The organism is Pseudomonas sp. Z3-6 (assembly GCF_051131985.1).
Taxonomy (GTDB): domain Bacteria; phylum Pseudomonadota; class Gammaproteobacteria; order Pseudomonadales; family Pseudomonadaceae; genus Aquipseudomonas; species Aquipseudomonas zanjanensis.
The window spans coordinates 226828-247677 of record NZ_CP071644.1; the positions used below are offsets into that span (position 1 = coordinate 226828).

Consider the following 20850-nt stretch of genomic DNA (forward strand, 5'->3'; position numbering starts at 1 on the left):
ACGTGTCATGAAATCGCTTTTCAGGAAAATCAGTGCCTGGGTGCGCCAGACCTGGGTTTGGACGCTGCTGCTGGTGCTTGGTGTCGCGCTGTTGGTGTGGTTCGCCGGGCCACTTCTGGCCGTCAATGACTACAAGTTCTGGGCGAGCCCGACGGCGCGACTGCTGACTGTCACCGTGCTTGCGCTGGGCTGGGGCCTTGGCATGGTTTTCGTCAACGGGCGAGCCGGTTCAAGCGCGAATTCCCAACAAAACGCCCCCGATCAGGCTCGAACCCTGCATCAGGCCAGGATTGATGATGAGCGGCGCGAAGTGCGCTCGCGCTTCAAGCAGGCCTTAACCACGTTAAGGTCCTCGAACCTTTATTCCGGCCACGGCGATCTGCCCTGGTATCTGCTGATAGGCCCGCCTGGCAGCGGTAAAACCCATCTGCTGGAGTGCTCGGGTCTGGATTTTTCGTTCAATAGGCTAACGCGAAGCGCGGTCAGCAACGGATCCGGTACTCGGCATTGCGATTGGTATTTTGCCGAGCCCGCCGTGCTGGTCGATACCGCCGGACGCTACCTGACCCAACCGGACAGCGAACTTGACGGCAGCGGCTGGACTGTATTGCTCGAACTGTTGCGCAAGCATCGCCGCAGTCGCCCGTTGGGTGGTGTGCTGGTGACCGTGCCGTCCGAGGTCCTGTTACTGGGCAGCGAGGATGAAGTTACTACACTGGCCCGCCAGATTCGTGGTCGCCTGCAGGAACTGCAACGGCGACTGCGCATCGATGTCCCGATTTACCTGATCCTGAGCAAAGCGGACAGCGTGCCCGGTTTTAACGAGTTCTTTGATTCACTGACTCGCGAGGAAAACGACCAGGTACTGGGCGCGAGTTTCAGCCGGGACTCACGCGGCAGTGACATCACCGTGTTACGTGCTGAGTTCGAGGCACTGCTGCATCGGCTCAACAGCCAAATGATCATGCGCATGCATCAGGAGCGCGATACGTTGCGCCGTAGTCGCATGCTTGATTTCCCCCACCAACTTGGACAACTCGGCACCAGCCTGAGCCTACTGGCCGAGCAGGCATTCAGCGGCAATGTCGGGACGTTGCGTGGTTTCTATCTGACCTGCGCATCGTCGCCGGACCGCTCGGCGGCCCTGACCTCCGAACCTGGCAACGCGGGCGTGGGTGCCAGCCTTACTGGTCGGCGCTCGCGGTTCATTCATCACCTGCTCAGTCGGGTGATTTTTCCGGAAGCTGATCTGAGCGACCTCGTTCAGCGCGAACGCCGTCGTATCCATTGGGGGCAGCGGGCGTTGTACCTGGGGGCGCTGACGGTCGTTGGCCTGTGCGGGCTGTTGTGGGCGAGCGGTTTTTCAACCAATCACGAGCGCTTGGACAGCCTGCGTACGCTGGCGCAGCGCTGGGTTCAGCAACAATCGACCCCAGTGAGCACCGATGATTGGACCGCGATGCTCGAATCATTGGATATCCGCTTCGAGGCCACTCGGGTTTTCCCACCCTACAATGCGGTGCCGTTGCATGAGCGTGTCGGCCTGTATCAGGGTGAAGCGACCAAGGCTGTGGTCAACGACGCATACGAGCGTGAATTGCAGGCGCAACTGCTGCCAAAGATCGCGCAGAGGTTGGAGGAACATGTCCGCAACAACCGGGATGATCGCGGGCAACTGCTCGATAGCCTGCGCGCGTACTTGATGCTGGGCTTGAAGGAGCGTCGCGATGTCGCCTGGCTCAAGAATCGGGTGGCCAAAGACGGATCGCTTCGTTACCCCGGCAACATGGCGCTGCAAGAGCGTTTGAATGCTCACTTTGCGCGCCTGTTGGAGCTGCCCTTCATTCAGGTGCTCAACGAGCCACTGGTGACCCAGGCCCGGGAGGCCCTTCGCCGTGAGTCCTTGGCTGCCGTCGTGTACAGGATGCTGCATGAACAGGCCAGTCATCTGCCGCCATATCGACTCAACCCACACCTGGGGTCACAAGGGGCGCTGCTGGTCGGCACTGACCATGAGATTCCCGGTATCTATACCCGACAAGGTTATGAACGCTACTTCTCGGTTCGAGGTGCGACCCTCGTCACCGAACTGCTGCGGGACAACTGGGTGCTGGGAGAGAGTGAGCGTCTTAGTGCTATGGACATGCGGCGCCTGATGGTCGAGCTGGAGCAGCTGTATTTTCGTGATTATGCCGACCACTGGAGCGAGGCGGTCGGCCAGGTCGCCCTCCAGGCCATCAGCAATGCGGGCGAGGGCGCCGAGCAACTTGCGGGCCTGACCTCGGCTCATTCGCCGATTTTGCGGCTGCTGGTACAGGTGCGCGAAAACACCCGCTTCCAGACTGTTGCCGAGGCATTCGACGACCTGCCGCCAGCGGCGGGGAAGCAAGGAGCAGCCGATAAGAAACTTGCCGCCGTGGCGGGGAAAGCCGCTGCGTCCCTGACCGAACATCTGCCGGACACTGCGCAAAAATCCTTGCGACGGCGTTTCGAACCGCTGCATCGCCTATTGGATGAGGAGGGTGGGCCCACGGCTGATCTGGTCCAGGCCTTGCGTGCCCTCGATGAGGTGCAAGTGCAATTGGCGAGCCTGGCCCGGGCCAGTGCGCCGGAACAAGCCGCGTTCGAACTGGCCAGGCACCGCATGGATGGCCAGCGCGATGGGTTGAGCAAGCTGCGCAGTGCCTCTGCTCGCCTGCCGCGACCGGTCAATGGGTGGTTCAACGTACTGGCCGAGGACAGTTGGCGTTTGGTCCTCAACGACGCTTATCGTTACCTGAACCAGCGGTATCAGAGCGAGCTGTACAGCTTTTATGGCAAGGCGATCAACAAGCGGTACCCGTTCAGCGCCCACAGTGCCAGCGACGTTGCGCTCAACGACTTCCGGGTATTTTTCAAGGACCAGGGCATCGTCGATCGATTCTTCAACCACTACATGCAGCCCTTCATCAGCGGCCCCGAAGGAAACTATCGCCTGCGCAGCATCGACGGCCAGAGCTTGCCGATGTCCCGGCTCTACCTGGATCAGATGGCGACCGCGCAGACCATCCGCCGGAGCTTTTTCGCCGACAACCCGAACGAACCGCGAGTGCAGTTCAAGCTTGAACCGTACACGTTGGATCCAGCGGTGAGCCGTGCTGAATTCCGCTTTGGCGACCAGACGCTTGAATACCGCCACGGTCCGATCCTGCCGATGGCGTTTACCTGGCCAAGTGACGCGCAGGATGGTCGAACAGCCTTGGTGTTGGACAAAATGGTCGGACGCGGCATCGGCATAGAAAAAAATACCGGGCCGTGGTCACTGTTTCGTTTGTTCGACCTGATGCAGAGCGAATACCTGACCGGGCGCGATGTACGCGTGTTGAAGGCGGACTTGGGTGGCCTGCGTGCCAATTATTTGCTGACGAGCCAGCGCACACCGAACCCTTTCGACATGAGCGTGCTGCGCACATTCCGTCTGCCGGCGCAGCTTTGATTCCGCCATCAGGCCCCTGGCGCAGCGCCGCGCGTACGCATCCCGGCAAGACCCGGGCACGTAATGAGGATGCCTTTCTCGACAGCTCACAATGGGGAATGTGGGCTGTCGCTGACGGTATGGGCGGCCACTCGGGCGGTGACATCGCCAGCCAGTTGATCGTGGCCAACCTGACGGAACTGCCAGTCTGCCGGGACTTGGATCAACGTTCCAAGGCGGTGCGTCAATGCCTGCGCTGGACCAATCGGCGGCTGAGCCAGGAACTTACCGTCACCGACGATCATCCCGGCATTACTGGCAGCACGGTGGTGGTGCTGTTGCTGGAAGGGAACCGCGGCGTGTGCATTTGGGCGGGCGATAGCCGTTGTTACCTGTGGCGCGGTCGACGGTTGTACCAATTGACCAAGGATCATTCATTGCAACAGCAACTGATGGACACGCAACACATCAGCCGCGATGAGGCCGGTGCTCACCCTGCGGCCAAAGCGTTGACTCGCGCAGTGGGCGCCGCGCCAGAACTGAAGTTGGAGGTGTTGGAACTGGATGTTCACCCGGGCGATACGTTCCTGCTGTGCAGCGACGGCCTGTATCAGGGCTTTGGTGCAATGGCCCTTGGCAACGCCTTGAGCCTGGCTTCGCCATGTAAGGTCCTGGAGCAGCTTTTCGATGTCGTCTTGCGTGGCCCGGCGCGGGATAACCTGACCGCCGTAGTGATCCGAGCGTGAATGAAGAGGGTGGCCATCCTACGTATTTCGCCTTTGCCAACCCGGTGTCCGCTGTGGCATCCGGTCAGCGTTGCCTCAGCGAAGCGCCGGACCTACTCGCGGGACGCTATCGCCTCGAACGCTTGCTGGGGGCGGGCGGCATGGGTGTTGTTTACCGCGCGCGGGATTTATTGCATGAACAATATGCCGACCCCGATCCGTACCTTGCGTTGAAAATGCTCAGTGGAGCATTCGACGAATCAGCCGATGCGAGTGCGCTGCTCTACAGCGAGTTCGCCCTGATGCGGCGATTGCACCACCCAAATATCTTGCGTCCCTACACCTTCGAAGTGGATGCCGCCCAACGGCGGGCTTTCATCACCATGGAGTTGATGCGCGGGCTGACCCTGGACCAATTGCTGTGCGAACGCCCCCTGGGGCTGCCTTGGCCCGAACTGAAGGCGATCGCCGTGCCGCTGCTCGATGCCCTGGCATATGCCCATGGACGTGGTGTACTGCACGGCGATATGAAGCCCAGCAACATCCTATTGAGTGAAGAAGGCCTGCGCCTGTTCGATTTCGGCTTGGGCCTGGCCGAGGAGGGTCCTTCGCAGCACCTGCCGAACCTCAACCGTGAACGCCTCAACGCTTGGACCCCAGGTTACGCGGCGCCTGAACTGCTTGAAGGTGCGCCCCTATCAGCGAGTGCCGATGTCTATGGCGTGGCTTGCGTGTTGTATGAACTGGCGAGCGGCAAACACCCGTTCCGGCGCTTACCCGCCACTCAGGCTCGCGATGCCCGGCTGGATCGTTCACTCAAGGCACCGCGCAACCTGCCCAGGCATTGCTGGCCGGCGCTGCGAATGGCGTTGGCGTTTGATCCAGGGCAGCGTCGTATTAGTTCGGCTCGATTGCGTGATGCCTTGGGTGGAGTGTCGTCCTGGTGGTGACATTCTCCCTGTGTGCGAGCTTGCTCGCGAAGGCGGCAGCACGGTACGCACCAGGTCTTAAATGACACTCGGTCCCCGTGGCGAGGGAGCTTGCTCCCGCTCGGCGGCGCAGCCGTCGTAAACCGGCTGATGCGGTGTGTCTGTAGGAATGCGCCGGCCTGTTTTGGGGCGGCTACGCCACCCAGCGGGAGCAAGCTCCCTCGCCACGGGATTTGCGTTTCGGATCAAATCCTGTGGCGTTCGCGCATCGGCATTTCACCCGTTTGTAATGGGGGCCGTGATCGATGCGCTGCAGCGCTCGTCGGCCAACGGCACGTCGCTCCTTGGATGGCTGTCAAAGCTTGTCCAGGCTAGACACCGTTGTGGTGTAGAAGGCCACGCCCGACTTGTCGATGACTTTTATTCTGCCGCCTTCCTCCTTCAGGTCTTTGAGGTACGGACCGAACGCTATTTCGTCGGGCGCGGTTCGCAGGATTTCTTTGTCGAGTACCGGTGTGTCTTTCCTCAAGACCTTGAGGTTCATGAGGAAGCAGTCGATGGTTAACTGGCACTCCAGGGCGCAGACATAGTCCGACCCTTTTATTTTTTTCTGCTTGAAGGTCCACTCGTTTTTATAGTGGTTGCGGCGGAACTCATCCATTGCGTTTTTCAGCAGATCAAGCGGCAAGGCTATGTGCGGGCGGCATGTTTCCAGGCCTTCCAACAACCGTTGTATAAAGAACTCATTGAGCTCGTTGACCGATGTGCATTTTTTATACTGTTCGGTATCCAGGCTGACATTGACGATGAGCGCGCCGCTGGAGTTTACATAGGGCTCGTTGACGGTTTGGCGGGTGCCGACAAAGCAGATTTTCTTGAAGTTGGGCGTTTCGAATTTTTCTGCACTCAGGTGGCGCTCAAGAAAATTGCAGATCGATCGGCTTTGGTCGCGAAACGGATGAATAATGTCGTCGCTGAATTCGCCCAGGTCGGGGTATAGGTAAATTTCTTTTAAGATCATGATTTTGACGCTCACGCCGCCGGTCTATCTAAGCGGCACAGGTAAGCGGCGGGTTAACGGCCTTAGGCTCTCACGGTCCGTCCAAAGCCCTGGGAAGACTTCGAACTTCAGATCGTCGCGGTTAACGCCAGTATCGAAATAGCGGCACAACCTGTCGCTCAAGTCTTCATCTCCCCACATATTGGTGAGCTCGTATTTCTCAATGACGTGGCGGTTTTTCGAAAGCTTCAGATCTTCTTTCAGTGCGGGCACCAAGCTGTAATCGGCAGCGCAATCTGTGCCGATATCGATCAGGTCGGCGCCACGAAACGGGAAACCACCTTCAAAGTTGACGTGTGGCCTGAGCCAATAACGTTCATGGTCTGACAGGGTCAAGGAGGTTGTGCAGGTTAGTTTTTCCACCGCCAGCCGTTGGGTAACCACTTTTCCTACGAAGCCGCTGAATAAAATCATGCTGTTATCCAGTACGAGGTCGGGCCAGGTGCCGTCCTCGCTTTTCACGTCGTAAAAACGCATGACTGAATGCTTGGTCATTTGACCCAAGGTGTATAAATCGTCTCGCAGTTTGAGGCTGACTAGATCGCCTTCCTTCAAGGTGATGCGCTTGGCCATGGGTTCACTCCATTCCGAATATATTGATGATGCTCACGAGCACCGGCCCGCCCGTGCTCCTCGACCTTTGCTGGCGTTTCAGATCAAACCCTGTGGCGTTCGCTGGTTTATTCCTCGTCCAAATCTTCCTCATCGATCAGCCCTTGAACGAAGCGGAGGAAATTCGAGCAGACCAGCTTTTCGGATTGAGCCTGATTCTCTTCAGGGCTGAGGTCGCTATCGAAGCTATCAGTCGTGAAATAGCTAACGGCTTCGGTATCAAGGTTCAGGCAAAAGAAGTTGCCACCCCAGTCATTTGCGAAAGGTAAGAGGTGTGCAGGAAGTACCTGTTTCTTCAGCATCAACTGGTAGGTGGACAACACCGTGGATTCACCATGAGCGATCGACTTGAAGGTAGCCACTTCGATGGGATCGAAAAAGTCTTCGCTGACCCAATAAGCTCGTTCCGGCATGCCGCCGTTGTACTTGAGGTAATGGTTTCGAAAGGGAGCCGGTAGCTTCTTGCCGATGACGGACTCCAGATAATCCAGGTCCGCTGGCGTAAGGGCTGCTTCGCCACCTGAGAATGCGTTTTCAAGCACAGCGATCTCCGAGTATGGGTAGGGATGCGTTGCTGAAGAGGCTCTGCCAACATTCCGCTCGACTTCTCCTATAGCTATTAAGCATTTTCACTCAAGTAGGTTTTTCGCTAACGCCAAGTCGAACTGCTTATTCCCAAATATCGATTTAGTAGCCAGGGCTTTCTTGAGCACATCCGAATCCAGGCTCAGATTGTTTTTGTGCGCTGCAAAGACAATCGTCAGGAATGGAAACGCATAGTTATCCGGCTCGGCCAACACGTCATCGATTAATGCGGGCGAGCCAAGAACGCTGTGCTCTGCCTTGGGCAGGAAAAATTTTTCGAGCCGTTCGCTTATTTTTTTGACGGTTGCGCTGATGGCTTGAGAGGACGGGGTTCTGATGATGCCGCCCAGCTCGTCACCGAATTGCTTTGCTTCCTCCGACAAGGAACTCTTCGACAAAAACGATGCGTTCAACAGCCGGCTTTCGTAGGGCGGGGATTGCTCTTTGCAGAAGCTGAAAGCCTCGCAGGTATAGATCTCCAACCCCGCGTAATAGCCGTCGGCCTTGGTCAAGTGTTGAACGTAGATTTCCCCAAGCTTTTCCTTGGCAGCGAGCAGGTCAAGTTTGTTTTTGCTGGCCTTCAGGTCCAAGTGGGGTGACGTTGTTTGCTTCAGCGCCGCCAGTAACTCCGCTTCTAGGTGCTTGCGAATTTCCACACTCATGACGTAGACCTGAGCGAGTCTCGTGGGGCAATCACTTCATGCTCATCCGTTGGCTCGATCGGCATATAAATGTCAAAGCTTGTCCGGGCTAGAAACCGAGGGCTCTAGAGCCATGCTTTGGTCAGGCCTTTTTTTCCAAGTAAAACTTCAGATATTTTTTGGGTCTTTCTTGAAAGGCTCGAGCTTTGCCGAAGCTGTAGGCGTCATCAAAGTACCTATAAGCCTGCGCGTGGTCTCCCAGCTCAAAATAGACCATTCCCAGGTTAATCAGCGGCCCTGTATCGATATCCGATTCCCGGCCATCCAAGGTCTTTTGTGCCCAGTCTTTAGCAGCCTCGAAATCCCCATTGTCAAAATGCAGGTTGAAAAAAGAACCTGTGACCCAGGCTGACAAAGGTGTCCATTCCAGCTTCGGTTCAGGAAGCAATTCCCAAGCTTTTTGGTACAGGGCTTGAGCTTCATTTTTTTTGTTTTGCTCATCGAGTTCATTACCCGACGCCATGATGCGCATTACTTCGTCTGCCAGCGTCGGGCTTTCATCTGCCAAGTCTTTCATATGACGTTCCTTTACTAGTAAATGGGCTTTTCTGCGGGGCCAATAAAATCGCCGGGGTCCCTATATCGATCCGTCAGGAGCGCGCCTTTGGAGCGGTTATGGGAATAATATTCCAGCTCATAATTGTCAGGGTCGCGCATCCATCCCCTCACTTCTTTGGTTTTAGCCCCATGGAAACCGCCTTTGGAGTTCCAGTATTTAACGGCATCCGTTTTATGAGCCATGTCGGCGTCTTTAATGGAATACCATTTCTTGTCGGTGCTCTGGAATCTCATGTTTTTCCCGGTGCCGATTATTTTACCTTCGGCTCTCATCCGCGCGATCACCGCTTTGCCGGTACGGCTGCTCTTCCCAGGGGTTCTGCCTACAGAGTTCAGGCGACAAGATAGACCCAATGGATCGATCCATCCAAAGGGGTTGGGACTGTAGGCGTAAAAATTCAGACCACCGTTCAACCCAATCGGATCCGGCGTAGTAAACCGCCCCACATCCGGATCATAAAACCTGAACGTATTGAAATGCAGCCCGGTTTCCCGGTCCAGGTACTGCCCCTGGAACCGCAAATTCTGCTCTTCGATGTAATACGGCTCGCGCACCTCTTCCAGCGTGTTGCCCCACACCCGATACGTCGCCAGCCAAACGTTGTGTCCGTCGGCTTCGGTGAGTTGTTCCGGCAGGCCGTTGAGGTCGTTGTGGTAGTAGCGGATCTTTTGCAGCGGGCCGCTGCCGTCGACGCGGGCCAGGGGTTCGTAGCCGTCGTCTTCGTAGAGGTACAGGCTGGTTTGCTGGTGGCGGTGTTCCTGCAACAGACGCATGCCGTCCCAGGTGAAGCGGGTTTCCCCCAGCGGGTAACCATTGTTGTCGTGCTCGGCCTTGGCGATGCGCCGGCCCAGCGGGTCGTAGGCCATTTTCACCACGCTGCCGTTGTCGTTGCGCACTTCAATCAAGCGGCTTTCGGCGTCGTAGGCGAAGTGCTGCACGCCACGTTTGGCGCTGCGTTTTTCGATCATCCGGCCAAAGGCGTCGTAGCGGTAGCGCTTGTCCTGGTAGGTCAGCAGTTTGTTGTGCACCACCAATCCGGCGCCGGGGGCCGGGCCGTCCAGCAGGTTGGCGGCGGCGTCGTAGGTGAAGGTTTCGCGCTGGCCGTGCAGGCTGTCCTGGCTGGCGATGATGCGGCCGGTGGCGTCATAGTGCAGGAGCTGGCGCTGTTGCGCGGCGGGTTGCTGGTCGAGTTTGCCGATGAGGTTATCGGCGGGGTCGTACTCGAAGTGTTTTTGCACCGCCGCCGGCAACAGCGAGGGTTGGCTACTGTGGCGGCGTTGTCGCGTGCGCAGGCGGCCGCTGCGGTCGTATTCGCTGCGGGTGCTGATCTGCCCTTGGGTGCGCAGCACTTCGCGGTGCAGGCGGTCGCGTTCGAAGTCGCTGATGACCTGGCCGTCGAGATTGATCTGGTGCAGATGACCACTGCCGTAGTACAGGCGGTTGACCCAGCGGCCATCGGGCAGTTGGGTCTGGATCAGGTTGCCGAGTTCGTCGTAGTGGTGTTGCAGGCTGCCGCCGGCGCTGTTTTCGGCGAGCAACTGGCCGAGGGCGTCGTAGGCGAAGCTCAGGGTTTGCGCGTTGCCCTGCAGGTCGGTGAAGGTGACGGCGGTGAGTTGGTCCAGCGGGTCGTAACTGTATTCAGTGCGGCCATCGTCGGTGACTTTAGCGATCAACCGGCCCACGGCGTCGCGTTCCAGGCGATGGACGATGGGCGCCGGCGGTGCTTCGGTAATAATCGCCAGGCCCGTGCCGTATGGCGCAGGCATCGCCGTTACTGCCGCGACGTTGTCGAGGCGGTCGTAGTCGTAGCGCTTGGCGCTGCCATCCAGGTCGTGTTGTTCGATCAACCGATCGCCGATATCCCAGGCAAACCGGTAGCTCTCGCCATTCTCGTTGGTCAGCGCTTGCAGCCGGCCGAAGCTGTCGTAGGCGAACTGCACCTGCCGGCCCTGGGCGTCGGTGCGTTGGCGGACCTGACCGCGGCGGTTGTGCTGGTAGAGCGTGGTATGCCCGGCCGGGTCGGTGTAGCTGATGAGTTGGCCGGCGGTGTCGCGCTGGTAATGCTCGGTGCGGCCGTCCGGCAATTGGCTGCCGAGCAGCCGGCCTTGGGCGTCGTAGCTGAATTGGGTGCGTTCGCCGAGGGCGTCGGTGATGGTGTGCAGGTAACCGCGCGCGTCGTAGCTGAAGCGCGTCGGGTAACCCGAGCAATCGACGTGTTCCACCAGTTGGCCGAACGGGTTCCAGCGCAGCTTTTTGCTTTTGCCGGTGGCGTCGATGATTTCCACGACCTGGCCGTGGGCGTCGTAGCGGTAGCGGGTGATGTGGCCCAGCGGGTCGGTTTCCGCTGTGCAGTTGCCGCGCTGATCGTAGCGGTATTTCCAGCTGTGGCCGGCGGCGTTGGTGTCCGCCAGCGGCAGGGCCCAATGTTCGAGCCATAGGGTAGATTCGCTGCGGCCCAACGGGTCGGTTTCGCTGATCAGGTTGCCGGCGTCGTCGTAGTTGAATTGATACTGACCGCCCTGCGGATCGGTAGCACTGAGCATCTGGCGCTCATCGTTCCACTCGAACAACCACGTCTGGCCGAGGTTGTCGCTGAACCGGGTGATCTGGTGCTGGCTGTTCCAGTGCCGAATGCTGACCCGTTGCAGGCTGTCGATGATATGGGTGATGCCAGCGGCAAGGTCATAGTCGAATTGGTAGGCGTCGCCTTCGTCGGTCCAGTGCCGGACCACGCGCCATTCCTGGTCGTCGATCAGGGCCCATTCGTAGGAGCAGTGCAGGCCGCTGGGCAACTGGTGCTCGACCATCCTTTGCCCGGCGTCGTAGCGGAAGCGCCGTTGGACCTGGCCGGTGGCATCGCGCACTTCGGCGAGGGTGTTCGCCGCGTCGTAGGCGTAGCTGACCAGCACTTCGCGGGATTGGTCGGGGTAGAGGCGCTCGATGTGGGTGACGCGTTCGCCTTCGCGAATCAGCTCGACTTGCACCAGGTCGAAGGTGTCGCGCAGCCGCACCAGGCGTCCGGCCTCGTCGTAGTCGAGGTGGATGCGGTTGTCGTTGCGGTCACCCAGTTGGCTCAGGCGCAGGTGCGAAGGGTTGGCGGGCGAAGGTTCGAACAGACGGTACAGGCCGTCTTCGCTTTCGATCAGCAATGGCCCATCCACATGGCGGCGCACGGCCAGGCCTTCGCCGGCGCTGAACACCGCGCCGCCCAAGGGAATGGAGCCCATGTCGATGGGCCGGCCTTGTTCGTCGGTGTAGACCAGGGTTTCGCCGCCGTCGGGGTGGGGCAGGATCTCTACTTGGACTTCGTAGGCCACGCTCCAGCCGGCGCCGAACAAGGTATCCCGGCGTTCGTCGCGGCTGTTGTACACGCGTTGCCAGTCGATGGGCAGGATGCCGGGCAAGACGAAATCCAGCTCCTCGTCACCGCCCAGCACTTTGGCCCCGGTGGCGGCATGCACCGGGTTCGACGAACCCATGGCCGCATTGGCCGCTGCGTTCGCCGCGCTGCTGGCGGCCATGGACACCGCGCCGCCCACCAGCATGCACGGCAGTTTGCTGAAGAACTTGCCCTTGCCGCCCTTGAGCATCAGCAGCGCGGTGACTGCCAGGCCGACGCCCGGGGTCTTGCCGCTGCGAATCTCGCGTACCACCACCGAACCGCCGCCGATGGTCACGTTGGGCGAGATCAGCCCGGCCGACACCACCGTCGCATCGCAGGTGCTGCGGTCGCCACTGCGCACGGCGGGCTGGCCGTTGATGGTGACCTTTTCCGAGCCTTCGGCCATGAACTGCGGTGGCATCGGTGGGTGCTTGGTGCAGATCACCAGGTCTTCTGGCCGGGTCTCCGTACCGGGGGCCGGCGAGGCGACGGTGGGGCGCCACATCTGCGAAAAGAATTCCCCGGCCATGTCCAGGTAACTGGCTTCGGCTTCTTCTTCCGGCTCGGGCATGTCCAGTTCGGTGCCGGCCGGCGCGACGTGGGACACAACAGCGCCGGCGGCGCGGGCCGAGGGGATGTTGTTGGTAAAGGTATCTTTGGAGCCGGTGAGGATGTTGGCCTGCACCGTGGGCGGAAAGAGGGCGTTGCCGATGCCCTCGCATATATTGCTCAGGCCTTTGTCGGCCCCGGTCTTGCTCATGGCCAGGCCGACAATGGTGCCCACCACCAGGCCCAGGACGAAGCAGCCCAGGCCGCCGGTGACCACGGTGATGCCCGTGGCCGCGACCACGGCGGCGGTCGCCAGGGCGGTGATCGCGATGTTCGCCGCCACTTCCAGGACGCCGCCGAGGATGTCGGCCATCATCGAGGTATGGTTGAGTGCATCGCCCAGGCGGGCGGCCCAGAGCGCGTCAGACATGCAAGTCGCTCAGGTGGACAGGGTGGCTGTGGAGTGTGTGTTCAAGCAATTTGATGCCTTCCATTGCGCCGGTGTCCTTGTGGGTGACGTCATGCTGATTGATGCCATTTCTGGCGCTTGATCCGCTTTGGTTTGAGGCGATTACAGAGCGGGTGCTTTTGTTCCATCTTCAACTTCCCAACCACCGTCAATCCCCTGTGGGAGCGAGCCTGCTCGCGATGGGGCCTGATCAGTCAACCTCATCAGCGTCTGACCCACTGCTTTCGCGAGCAAGCCCGCTCCCACATTTGATCCGGGGTGAGTTCGAATTCCCTGGCCGCCGCTAATCCCCTGTGGGAGCGGGCTTGCTCGCGAAGGCGTCGGTACATCCGGCACCCATATAGCTGACCCATCGCAATCGCGAGCAGGCTCGCTCCCACGGGGATGGTCGTCAGGCCGGGGTATCGAACACCAGCGAACCCTTGATCGTCGCCCAATGCGCCGCTTCGGCATCGCCCAGTTTCTCGGCTTTCACGTAACTCAGGGCCAGCATCTTGCGGGTGCCGGGCAGTACCAGTGCGAGCTGATACTGGAAAACCTTTTCATTGCCTTTGTTGAACTGGCTGCGCAATTCGATGGCTTCGACTTCCTGGTTGGCGCCCACGCGCACGGTGGCGCCCGGCTGGCAGCGCAGTTGCTGGACCTGTTTTTCCAGGCGCTTGAGTTGGTCGTCGAGGTTGCTTTGCAGGGTCTCGCCTTCGGCCAGCAAGCTGCGGCTGACGATCAGGGAAGTACCCAGTTCAGGAAACTTGAGGATATTGATCGTCGCGTCCAGCAACTCGCTTGGCGGCAGTTGGAGCTGGAATTCGTTGAGGCGGTAAGTCATGGCGCTTGAATCTCGAAGTTAGCCCTTGGGGAACGCGGCGCTGATGTTGGCATCGATACTGCCTTTGACGCCCTGGCCGTCCGGCGTGGCGCCCGGGCCGCCACCGTTGTTCAGGTGCAGCACGCCGCCGGTGTTGAACTCGGCATCGCCGCTGGCGTAGAAGCTGATCTGCACGCCGGTCAGGTTGATCTGGCCGCTGGCGTTAAGCTCCAGGATGCTTTCCCCGCACACCAGGCGCAGGTTCTCGCCCACTTCGATGACGTAGCTCTGGCTGATGCTGTCGGTCTTGCGCTGGCCCACCGAGAGGATGTCCTCCTGCTTGACGATGCGCAGGCGGTTGTTGCCGATGGTCACCGTTTCGTTGTGGCCGATGCTTTTGTTGCGGTCATGGCCCACCGAATGGCTCTCGTCCACCTCGACCACGATGTCCTGGTTGCGCTCGGCATGGATGTACAACTGCTCGGCGCCTTTCTTGTCTTCCATGCGGATTTCGTTGAAATTCGCCGGTGTGCCGCCCTTGCTCGAACGGCTTTTCATGCCGCTCTGGGTCGCGTTATCTGGCAGGTCGTAGGGCACGGTCTGTTCGGCGTTGTAGACGCGGCCGGTGATGATCGGGCGGTCTGGATCACCCTCGAGAAAGCTCACGATGACTTCCTGGCCGATGCGCGGAATTTGCATCGAGCCCCAGTTTTTCCCGGCCCAGGATTGCGACACCCGAATCCAGCACGAGCTGTTCTCGTTGGACTGGTCGTGACGGTCCCAATAGAAATGCACCTTCACCCGGCCGAACTGATCGGTCCAGATTTCCTCGCCCTTGGGGCCGACTACCAACGCGGTTTGCGGGCCTTTGACGATGGGGCGGTGAGTAATCGCCAGCGGACGATAACTCTGCTGGGCGTCGATGCAGGTCAGGCTGCTTTCGAACTGCGCGGTTGGCGCGCCGCTACCGGTCTCGCCGCTTTCCTGGGAGAGGTAATAGCGAGCGCCGACGATCAGGTACTCGCGGTTCTGGTCCTGGCGGCTAAAACCCGTGAGGCTGAACAGATGCCCCGAGCCCAGGCCCCGGGCATTGCCCGCCAGTTCGACTTGCTCGTGCAGGGTCTGCAAGGCCTCGATGCGGGTGCGGGCGTAGTGTTCGCCGTCCTCGCTTTGCACATAGGTGCCGGGATAGTCGTAGAGCGGATAGTCGCCGGCGGTGTGCGGACGGGGCATGGCCGAGCGCACGTCGATGCGCGCGCTGGGGCGTTGGAAGTCGTAGTCGTTGAGTTCCAGCGAACCCGGTTGGACTTCCTGGGCCAAGTGCCAATCATGAATATGATCGCGCTCGCGCTGTTGCTCATTCTTGGGGTAGTAGGGCACCGAACCGTAGCCGGGTGCCGTGGTGTGGGCGCCATAGGCATCGGCCAGCACCAACACGTGACGGCCCTGCTCGTGACGGAAGAAATAGTAGATCCCTTCCTGCTCCATCAGCCGGCTGACGAAATCAAAACTGGTCTCGCGGTACTGCACGCAGTATTCCCACTCCCGATAGGGGTGGCTCAAGGCATCTTCGAAATCGGAAAAACCCAGGTCGCGGAACACCTGCTTGATGATCTGCGGGATGGTCAGGTTCTGGAAAATCCGGCAATCGGAGGTGCGGGTCAGCAGCCAAAGCCACGGGCGCAAGGTGGCCTGGTAGCTGGCGAACTGGCCCTGGTCGACGTTCTGGCTGCAACGGGCGACGATGCCATGGAAGTAGCGCTCGCCACCGCCATCGAGCTGCAGGCTCACGCACATGGGCTTGCCGAGCAACTGGTTGAGGTCGATGGCGTTGTCCAGCGAGTGCAACTGCAACTCGTAGTTGAACAGCCGCCCCAGCTCTTCGCCGCCGCCCATGTCCTTGAGCAGCAGAACCTCGGGTCCGAGGGGGCTGGTGACCTTGGCCAGGCGTGTGGCTTGGTTGAATAGCATCGGTAGTCCTTATCGCGGCCGCAGTCCATTTGACGCTGCGCAAGATTGCCGGCTTTTGATGTTCAAGATCAAGAGAGCGCGCCTTTCGACAGCGTGTGCACAGGCATGTAAACGCCAGAGTAGTGACGCTGATCGCATAATGTAGTTTGTTACGCGGGGCAGAGGAACCCGGTTCTTGATTGTTCCCAGGCATTACTTGAATATCTGCTCCTTCGCGCGTCACCTCACGTCCATGGAAAGCGATTACTGTGACCTCTTACCGCATTCAAGAAGCCGATCTCGAAATCCCCGATGCCTGGCAGGACCAGAGCATCAATATTTTCAAGCTGCCGGCCGTCGGTCCCGCTAAAGAAGCCAGTTTCGTGATCAGCCGCGATGCCACCCAGGGCGACGCGCCCTTTGCCGAGTACGTGGACCGCCAGCTCAAAAGCGCCGAGCAGCAACTGCCGGGCTTCAAGCTGGTGCAGCGCTGGGACACGGTGTTGCAGGGGCTCACCACCACGTTGCTGGATTACACCTGGCAACGGGAGGGGCGTGAACTGATGCTGCGCCAGGTGTTCATCGAGCGTAAGCCGGCGGTGCTGATCACCACCTTGACCACTACACCGAACGATTTCCCTTATCACGAGCCGGCCTGGAAGCTGGCGATGCATTCGTTCAAGCCACAGCCTCCGATTGCCTGAGCATCGACACGTCCCACTGAGTACTCATACACATCATGGATGCACAGGCTGCAGCACGTCTGGGTGATGAAATAGCCCACGGGTTCGGGTTGGCCGCGATGGTCGCCGGAGCCGTGGCCGGCGCCTTGATCGGCGCCGCGGTCGTTGCCGCGACGGTGGCCACGGGTGGAGTGGCCCTGGCGATCATGGCCGGCTCGATTGCCGCCGGCGGCTTGTCGATGTTCCAGATCGTCAAAGGCCTTTCCACCATCTTCAACCTGCCCGAGCCCACCACGGGGGCGTTGATCATGGGCAGCTTCAACGTCTACATCAACGATCGCAATGCCATGCGGGCGGGCGAAGACGTTTCGTCGTCCTGCACCGGGCTGCCGATGAACCACCCGATCTGGCCCTTCCCGGTGTTGATCGCCGAAGGCAGCGCCACGGTGTTCATCAACGGCAAGCCGGCGGCGCGCCTGCACAGCAAAATGGTCTGTGGCGCTCATATCAAGACCGGCAGCCCGAATACCTTCATCGGTGGGCCGACGGTGTCGGTGGCGTTTGTCCTGGATCTTGAAGGGTGGATGCACACGGGGTTGGAAGCGTTGGGGATGCTGGCCATGGGGGGCGCGGCGATTCTCGCGGCCATGGCCGGCGTTGCCGCTTTAGTCGGTTTTGTGGTGATCGGCGGCACGATGATGGCTGGCATGGCGTTGCTAGGGGATTTGGGGGATCGCTTGGGGCCGGGTTACCGGGACCTGCTGCAGGGCGTCGCGGGAATGGCGCTTTTGGGCCTGGGCCCGAAAATGGCAAAAATCGGTACGGCGCCCAAACCGCGCTCGGTGAGCTTCAAACCGGGCTACACGTCAGAGGATATCGCTGCGATACCCAAGTTGAGCCGGCCCAATCCTGCCGATTACCTTGAGGCCTCCTATATCGACAAGCATCTCAAAGTCTTTCAGGATGAAGGCGGTGCGTTTCTGTTTACCCCCGATGACATTGCCAACCCCATGTATGGAACCTTTAGCGACACTAAGTACGTCATGGCCAAGTCAGACCTGCACGGTGTGGTCGCCGAGTTTAAGAAAACCGGTGATCTTTCCATTCTGGAGACCGCTTTGGGTTATGAACCGGGCAGCTTCACCGGCAAGGAGATCTACATGATGAACCTGGAAAATCCCAAGGTTGTCATGCCCTCCGGTAACGAGCGCGGAGCGAACCCGTTATGGCGCCCTGGCGGCCTGACCCATCCCGGCGGTATGCGTGAAGCGGTATTGGATAAGGTGGCCATCCCACACAATAACGACATCAATTTCCTGCTCGCGAACCCGGATGTAGTGAGAATCCAATGAGTGCCACCCTAGATAACGTATTGCTGTTGGCCCTGGCCAATGATGAGCTGGATAAATTCCTTGTCGGCGAGCCGTTCTACTTCCAAGAAGCCCAGAACGATAACGAAGAACCGCAGAACATCGTCGCGGCCTTCGATTTGCTGGTGCTGCGTTACTGGCAACAGACGCGTGACCCTCAGTTTCCTGGGCGTTTCGTGGCGGCTTTGCTCAAGATTCTCGCGACTTACCCGGATCGTAATCGGGCGATTTATGTCGCTGCGGTGTGGGTCTGGTACTACCGGTTTTGCCTGAGCAAAAAGCAGGCGCAGCCCGAGGGGCTTTATGCCGACCTGTTCGAGGTCGATATGGGGGCCGTGGCGCTGGCCCTCCAGCGGCAGCTTGAGCTCAACAAGGCTGAGCTTGTTCAGGACACGCGGTGGGCGGGCGGCACCTGGAACAGCCAGAACGGCTTGTGGGGGCCACTGATGCGCACCGCCCTGGTTGTCCGGGACAAGCTGGGCGGCCCTGACTTTGTGCCGGCCAATCTCTGAGTGATGAATGATGTGCTGAAAGCCTACGTGGAAAGAGCCGACGGTGACTCGATTCGAGTTCGAATCATGGATAACACACTGGACTCTCCCCTGGGTGCCCTCGGGTTTTCGAATGCGACAGAACAAGCTATCTACCTTTTGCGCGTCGCGGACGACAAGCAGAAGGCTAAGGTCTTCGATGAGCTCCGTTCATTGGGCGTGGCCTTTTCGGCGGGCAAGGAATGGTGCCCCTCCGAAGTGTTCAAATATCTTCGTGACGAGCAACTGCTGAGCGGCAAGTACTTGCGAGTCGCGTGGACGCAGCCCGGTCAGTATCGGCTTACGAACGAGTGAAATTTGAAGATAGACTCTGTGGCGAGGGAGCTTGCTCCCGCTTGAGTGCGAAGCACTCACAAAGGGGGGCTGCTTCGCAGCCCAGCGGGAGCAAGCTCCCTCGCCACGGGATCATCGTTTACTTAAGTGAGCAGCGTTGCAGCCAGGGGTTGCTCCGGTGGTGAACATCAGTGTTTGGCCCTTGTTGGGAACAACGCCTTCACTGCCGCATCGATAACACCCTTGATGCCCTTGCCCTTGGCATCCACTTCGCTGGCGCCTCCGGAGTTGAGGTCCAAACGGCCGCCGGTGTCGATGTTGCCATTGCCACTGGCGTAGATGTTGAAGGCGGTGCCCGAGATGTTGATCTCGCCACTGGCATTGAACTCCAGCACGCTTTTGCCACACACCAGTCGAATCTGCGAGCCCGCTTCCACGAGATATTGGGTGCTGATGCTATCGCTCTTGGTGCCGCCGACGACCAAGGCATCGTTGCGCTGCACGGCCCGCAGTCGGTCTTGGCCAATGCGTACGGTTTCGTTGTGGCCGATGCTTTTATTGCGGTCGTGGCCTACCGAATGGCTCTCATCTACCTCGACCACGATGTCCTGGTTGCGCTCGGCATGGATGTACAACTGCTCGGCGCCTTTCTTGTCTTCCATGCGGATTTCGTTGAAATTCGCCGGCGTGCCGCCCTTGCTCGAACGGCTCTTGGTGCCGCTCTGGGTGGCATTGGCGGGCAGCGCATAGGGCACGGTTTGTTCGGCGTTGTACACGCGACCGGTGACGATGGGCCGGTCGGGGTCGCCTTCAAGGAAGCTCACGATCACTTCCTGACCAATGCGCGGTATCTGCACCGAGCCCCAATTCTTGCCGGCCCATGCCTGCGACACCCGAATCCAGCACGAGCTGTTTTCATTGGATTGGTCGTGACGGTCCCAATAGAAATGCACCTTCACCCGGCCGAACTGATCGGTCCAGATTTCCTCGCCCTTGGGCCCGACCACCAACGCAGTCTGCGGGCCCTTGACGATCGGGCGATGGGTAATCGCCAAGGGGCGATAGCTTTGCTGGGCATTGATGCAGGTCAGGCTGCTTTCGAATTGTGCTGAAGGCGCGCCGCCACCGGTCTCGCCGCTTTCCTGGGAGAGGTAATAGCGAGCGCCGACGATCAGGTACTCGCGGTTCTGGTCCTGGCGGCTGAAGCCGGTGAGGCTGAACAAATGCCCCGAACCCAGGCCCCGGGCGTTGCCCGACAACTCGACTTGCTCGTGCAGGGTCTGCAAGGCCTCGATGCGGGTGCGGGCGTAGTGTTCGCCGTCGGCGCTTTGCACGTAGGTGCCGGGGTAGTCGTAGAGCGGATAGTCGCCAGCGGTATGCGGGCGCGGCATGGCCGCACGCACATCAATGTGTGCACTCGGGCGCTGGAAGTCGTAGTCGTTGAGCTCCAACGAACCCGGTTGGACTTCCTGGGCCAGGTGCCAATCATGAATATGATCGCGCTCGCGCTGCTGCTCATTCTTCGGGTAGTAGGGCACCGATGCATAGCCGGGTGCAGGGGCGTGGGCGCCATAAGCGTCGGCCATCACCAGTACATGACGGCCCTGCTCATGGCGGAAGAAGTAGTAAATGCCTTCCTGTTCCATCAAGCGGCTGACGAAATCAAAACTGGTCTCGCGATACTGGACGCAGTATTCCCACTCGCGATAAGGCCGGCTCAAGGCGTCTTCGAAATCGGAAAAGCCCAGGTCGCGGAACACCTGCTTGATGATCTGCGGGATGGTCAGGTTCTGGAAAATCCGGCAATCGGAGGTGCGGGTCAGCAGCCACAGCCACGGGCGCAAGGTGGCCTGGTAGCTGGCGAACTGGCCCTGGTCGACGTTCTGGCTGCAACGGGCGACGATGCCATGGAAGTAGCGCTCGCCACCGCCATCGAGCTGCAGGCTCACGCACATGGGCTTGCCGAGCAATTGGTTGAGGTCGATGGCGTTGTTCAGCGAATGCAACTGCAACTCGTAGTTGAACAGCCGCCCCAGCTCTTCGCCGCCGCCCATGTCCTTGAGCAGCAGAACCTCGGGCCCGAGGGGGCTGGTGATCTTGGCCAGGCGGGTGGCTTGGTTGAATAACATCGAGGGTCTCGTGCAGGTTGAATAGCTAAAGGAGCGCAATCCCCCAATGTGGGAGCGGGCTTGC

Annotated in this window: 16 protein-coding genes; 7 read left to right on the forward strand and 9 right to left on the reverse strand. The window is 59.7% G+C overall.

Features of this window, described 5'->3' with window-relative positions:
* The first annotated feature begins 7 nt into the window (after positions 1–7).
* Genes tssM through J3P88_RS00975 form a run of 3 tightly spaced genes read left to right on the forward strand, consistent with a single transcriptional unit; the run spans position 8 to position 5129 of the window.
* On the forward strand, positions 8–3475 hold the full coding sequence (gene tssM / locus J3P88_RS00965) for a type VI secretion system membrane subunit TssM (RefSeq protein ID WP_434573528.1): 3468 nt from the start codon (positions 8–10) through the stop codon (positions 3473–3475).
* Positions 3475–4200, forward strand: a complete 726-nt coding sequence (locus tag J3P88_RS00970) for a PP2C family protein-serine/threonine phosphatase (RefSeq protein ID WP_434576657.1) — start codon at positions 3475–3477, stop codon at positions 4198–4200. Before tssM ends, J3P88_RS00970 begins: the two co-directional genes overlap by 1 nt.
* Positions 4197–5129: a serine/threonine-protein kinase gene (locus J3P88_RS00975; RefSeq protein WP_434573530.1), complete on the forward strand. Its 933-nt coding sequence runs from the start codon at positions 4197–4199 to the stop codon at positions 5127–5129. Before J3P88_RS00970 ends, J3P88_RS00975 begins: the two co-directional genes overlap by 4 nt.
* A 334-nt stretch (positions 5130–5463) precedes the next feature.
* On the opposite strand, the gene J3P88_RS00980 is transcribed toward J3P88_RS00975, so the two are convergent.
* The 8 genes from J3P88_RS00980 to tssI form a co-directional block, all read right to left on the reverse strand.
* Positions 5464–6144, reverse strand: a complete 681-nt coding sequence (locus tag J3P88_RS00980; RefSeq protein WP_346343471.1) for a hypothetical protein — start codon at positions 6142–6144, stop codon at positions 5464–5466.
* A gap of 9 nt (positions 6145–6153) precedes the next feature.
* Positions 6154–6741, reverse strand: a complete 588-nt coding sequence (locus J3P88_RS00985; RefSeq protein WP_434573532.1) for a hypothetical protein — start codon at positions 6739–6741, stop codon at positions 6154–6156.
* 107 nt (positions 6742–6848) lie between these two features.
* Positions 6849–7322: an SMI1/KNR4 family protein gene (locus tag J3P88_RS00990; RefSeq protein WP_434573534.1), complete on the reverse strand. Its 474-nt coding sequence runs from the start codon at positions 7320–7322 to the stop codon at positions 6849–6851.
* A gap of 87 nt (positions 7323–7409) precedes the next feature.
* Positions 7410–8027, reverse strand: coding sequence for a hypothetical protein (locus J3P88_RS00995; protein WP_434573536.1), 618 nt, complete (start codon positions 8025–8027; stop codon positions 7410–7412).
* A gap of 121 nt (positions 8028–8148) precedes the next feature.
* Positions 8149–8583, reverse strand: coding sequence for a tetratricopeptide repeat protein (locus J3P88_RS01000; RefSeq protein WP_027912816.1), 435 nt, complete (start codon positions 8581–8583; stop codon positions 8149–8151).
* A gap of 14 nt (positions 8584–8597) precedes the next feature.
* Entirely contained in the window at positions 8598–12986 is a 4389-nt protein-coding gene (locus tag J3P88_RS01005) for an RHS repeat-associated core domain-containing protein (protein WP_434573538.1), read from the reverse strand.
* A gap of 430 nt (positions 12987–13416) precedes the next feature.
* Positions 13417–13851 (reverse strand): DcrB-related protein, encoded by a 435-nt coding sequence (locus tag J3P88_RS01010; protein WP_109752757.1) that lies wholly within the window; start codon positions 13849–13851, stop codon positions 13417–13419.
* Positions 13852–13869: 18 nt separating this feature from the next.
* Positions 13870–15801, reverse strand: coding sequence for a type VI secretion system tip protein TssI/VgrG (gene tssI, locus J3P88_RS01015; protein ID WP_434573540.1), 1932 nt, complete (start codon positions 15799–15801; stop codon positions 13870–13872).
* Between the two features lie 248 nt (positions 15802–16049).
* Here tssI and J3P88_RS01020 point away from each other — a divergent pair, with 248 nt between their 5' ends.
* The 4 genes from J3P88_RS01020 (at position 16050) to J3P88_RS01035 (ending at position 18678) form a co-directional block, all read left to right on the forward strand.
* Positions 16050–16484, forward strand: coding sequence for a DUF1795 domain-containing protein (locus J3P88_RS01020; protein WP_434573542.1), 435 nt, complete (start codon positions 16050–16052; stop codon positions 16482–16484).
* Between the two features lie 35 nt (positions 16485–16519).
* A complete protein-coding gene (locus tag J3P88_RS01025) occupies positions 16520–17815 on the forward strand; it encodes a PAAR domain-containing protein (RefSeq protein ID WP_434573544.1) in 1296 nt (431 codons plus the stop codon).
* Positions 17812–18345: a hypothetical protein gene (locus tag J3P88_RS01030; RefSeq protein WP_018611734.1), complete on the forward strand. Its 534-nt coding sequence runs from the start codon at positions 17812–17814 to the stop codon at positions 18343–18345. The genes J3P88_RS01025 and J3P88_RS01030 overlap by 4 nt, the downstream gene beginning before the upstream one ends.
* A 66-nt stretch (positions 18346–18411) precedes the next feature.
* Complete coding sequence (locus J3P88_RS01035) at positions 18412–18678, forward strand: hypothetical protein (RefSeq protein WP_434573546.1); 267 nt, start codon at positions 18412–18414, stop codon at positions 18676–18678.
* 167 nt (positions 18679–18845) lie between these two features.
* On the opposite strand, the gene J3P88_RS01040 is transcribed toward J3P88_RS01035, so the two are convergent.
* Entirely contained in the window at positions 18846–20786 is a 1941-nt protein-coding gene (locus J3P88_RS01040; protein WP_434573548.1) for a type VI secretion system tip protein VgrG, read from the reverse strand.
* Positions 20787–20850: the final 64 nt, after the last annotated feature.

Bases quoted from the DNA above. Each gene is read 5' to 3' on its own strand.
- tssM (WP_434573528.1), top strand. From the start codon at position 8: ATGAAATCGCTTTTCAGGAAAATCAGTGCCTGGGTGCGCCAGACCTGG.
- J3P88_RS00985 (WP_434573532.1), bottom strand. From the start codon at position 6,741: ATGGCCAAGCGCATCACCTTGAAGGAAGGCGATCTAGTCAGCCTCAAA.
- J3P88_RS00995 (WP_434573536.1), bottom strand. From the start codon at position 8,027: ATGAGTGTGGAAATTCGCAAGCACCTAGAAGCGGAGTTACTGGCGGCG.
- J3P88_RS01000 (WP_027912816.1), bottom strand. From the start codon at position 8,583: ATGAAAGACTTGGCAGATGAAAGCCCGACGCTGGCAGACGAAGTAATG.
- J3P88_RS01005 (WP_434573538.1), bottom strand. From the start codon at position 12,986: ATGTCTGACGCGCTCTGGGCCGCCCGCCTGGGCGATGCACTCAACCAT.
- J3P88_RS01010 (WP_109752757.1), bottom strand. From the start codon at position 13,851: ATGACTTACCGCCTCAACGAATTCCAGCTCCAACTGCCGCCAAGCGAG.
- tssI (WP_434573540.1), bottom strand. From the start codon at position 15,801: ATGCTATTCAACCAAGCCACACGCCTGGCCAAGGTCACCAGCCCCCTC.
- J3P88_RS01025 (WP_434573544.1), top strand. From the start codon at position 16,520: ATGGATGCACAGGCTGCAGCACGTCTGGGTGATGAAATAGCCCACGGG.
- J3P88_RS01030 (WP_018611734.1), top strand. From the start codon at position 17,812: ATGAGTGCCACCCTAGATAACGTATTGCTGTTGGCCCTGGCCAATGAT.
- J3P88_RS01035 (WP_434573546.1), top strand. From the start codon at position 18,412: ATGGATAACACACTGGACTCTCCCCTGGGTGCCCTCGGGTTTTCGAAT.
- J3P88_RS01040 (WP_434573548.1), bottom strand. From the start codon at position 20,786: ATGTTATTCAACCAAGCCACCCGCCTGGCCAAGATCACCAGCCCCCTC.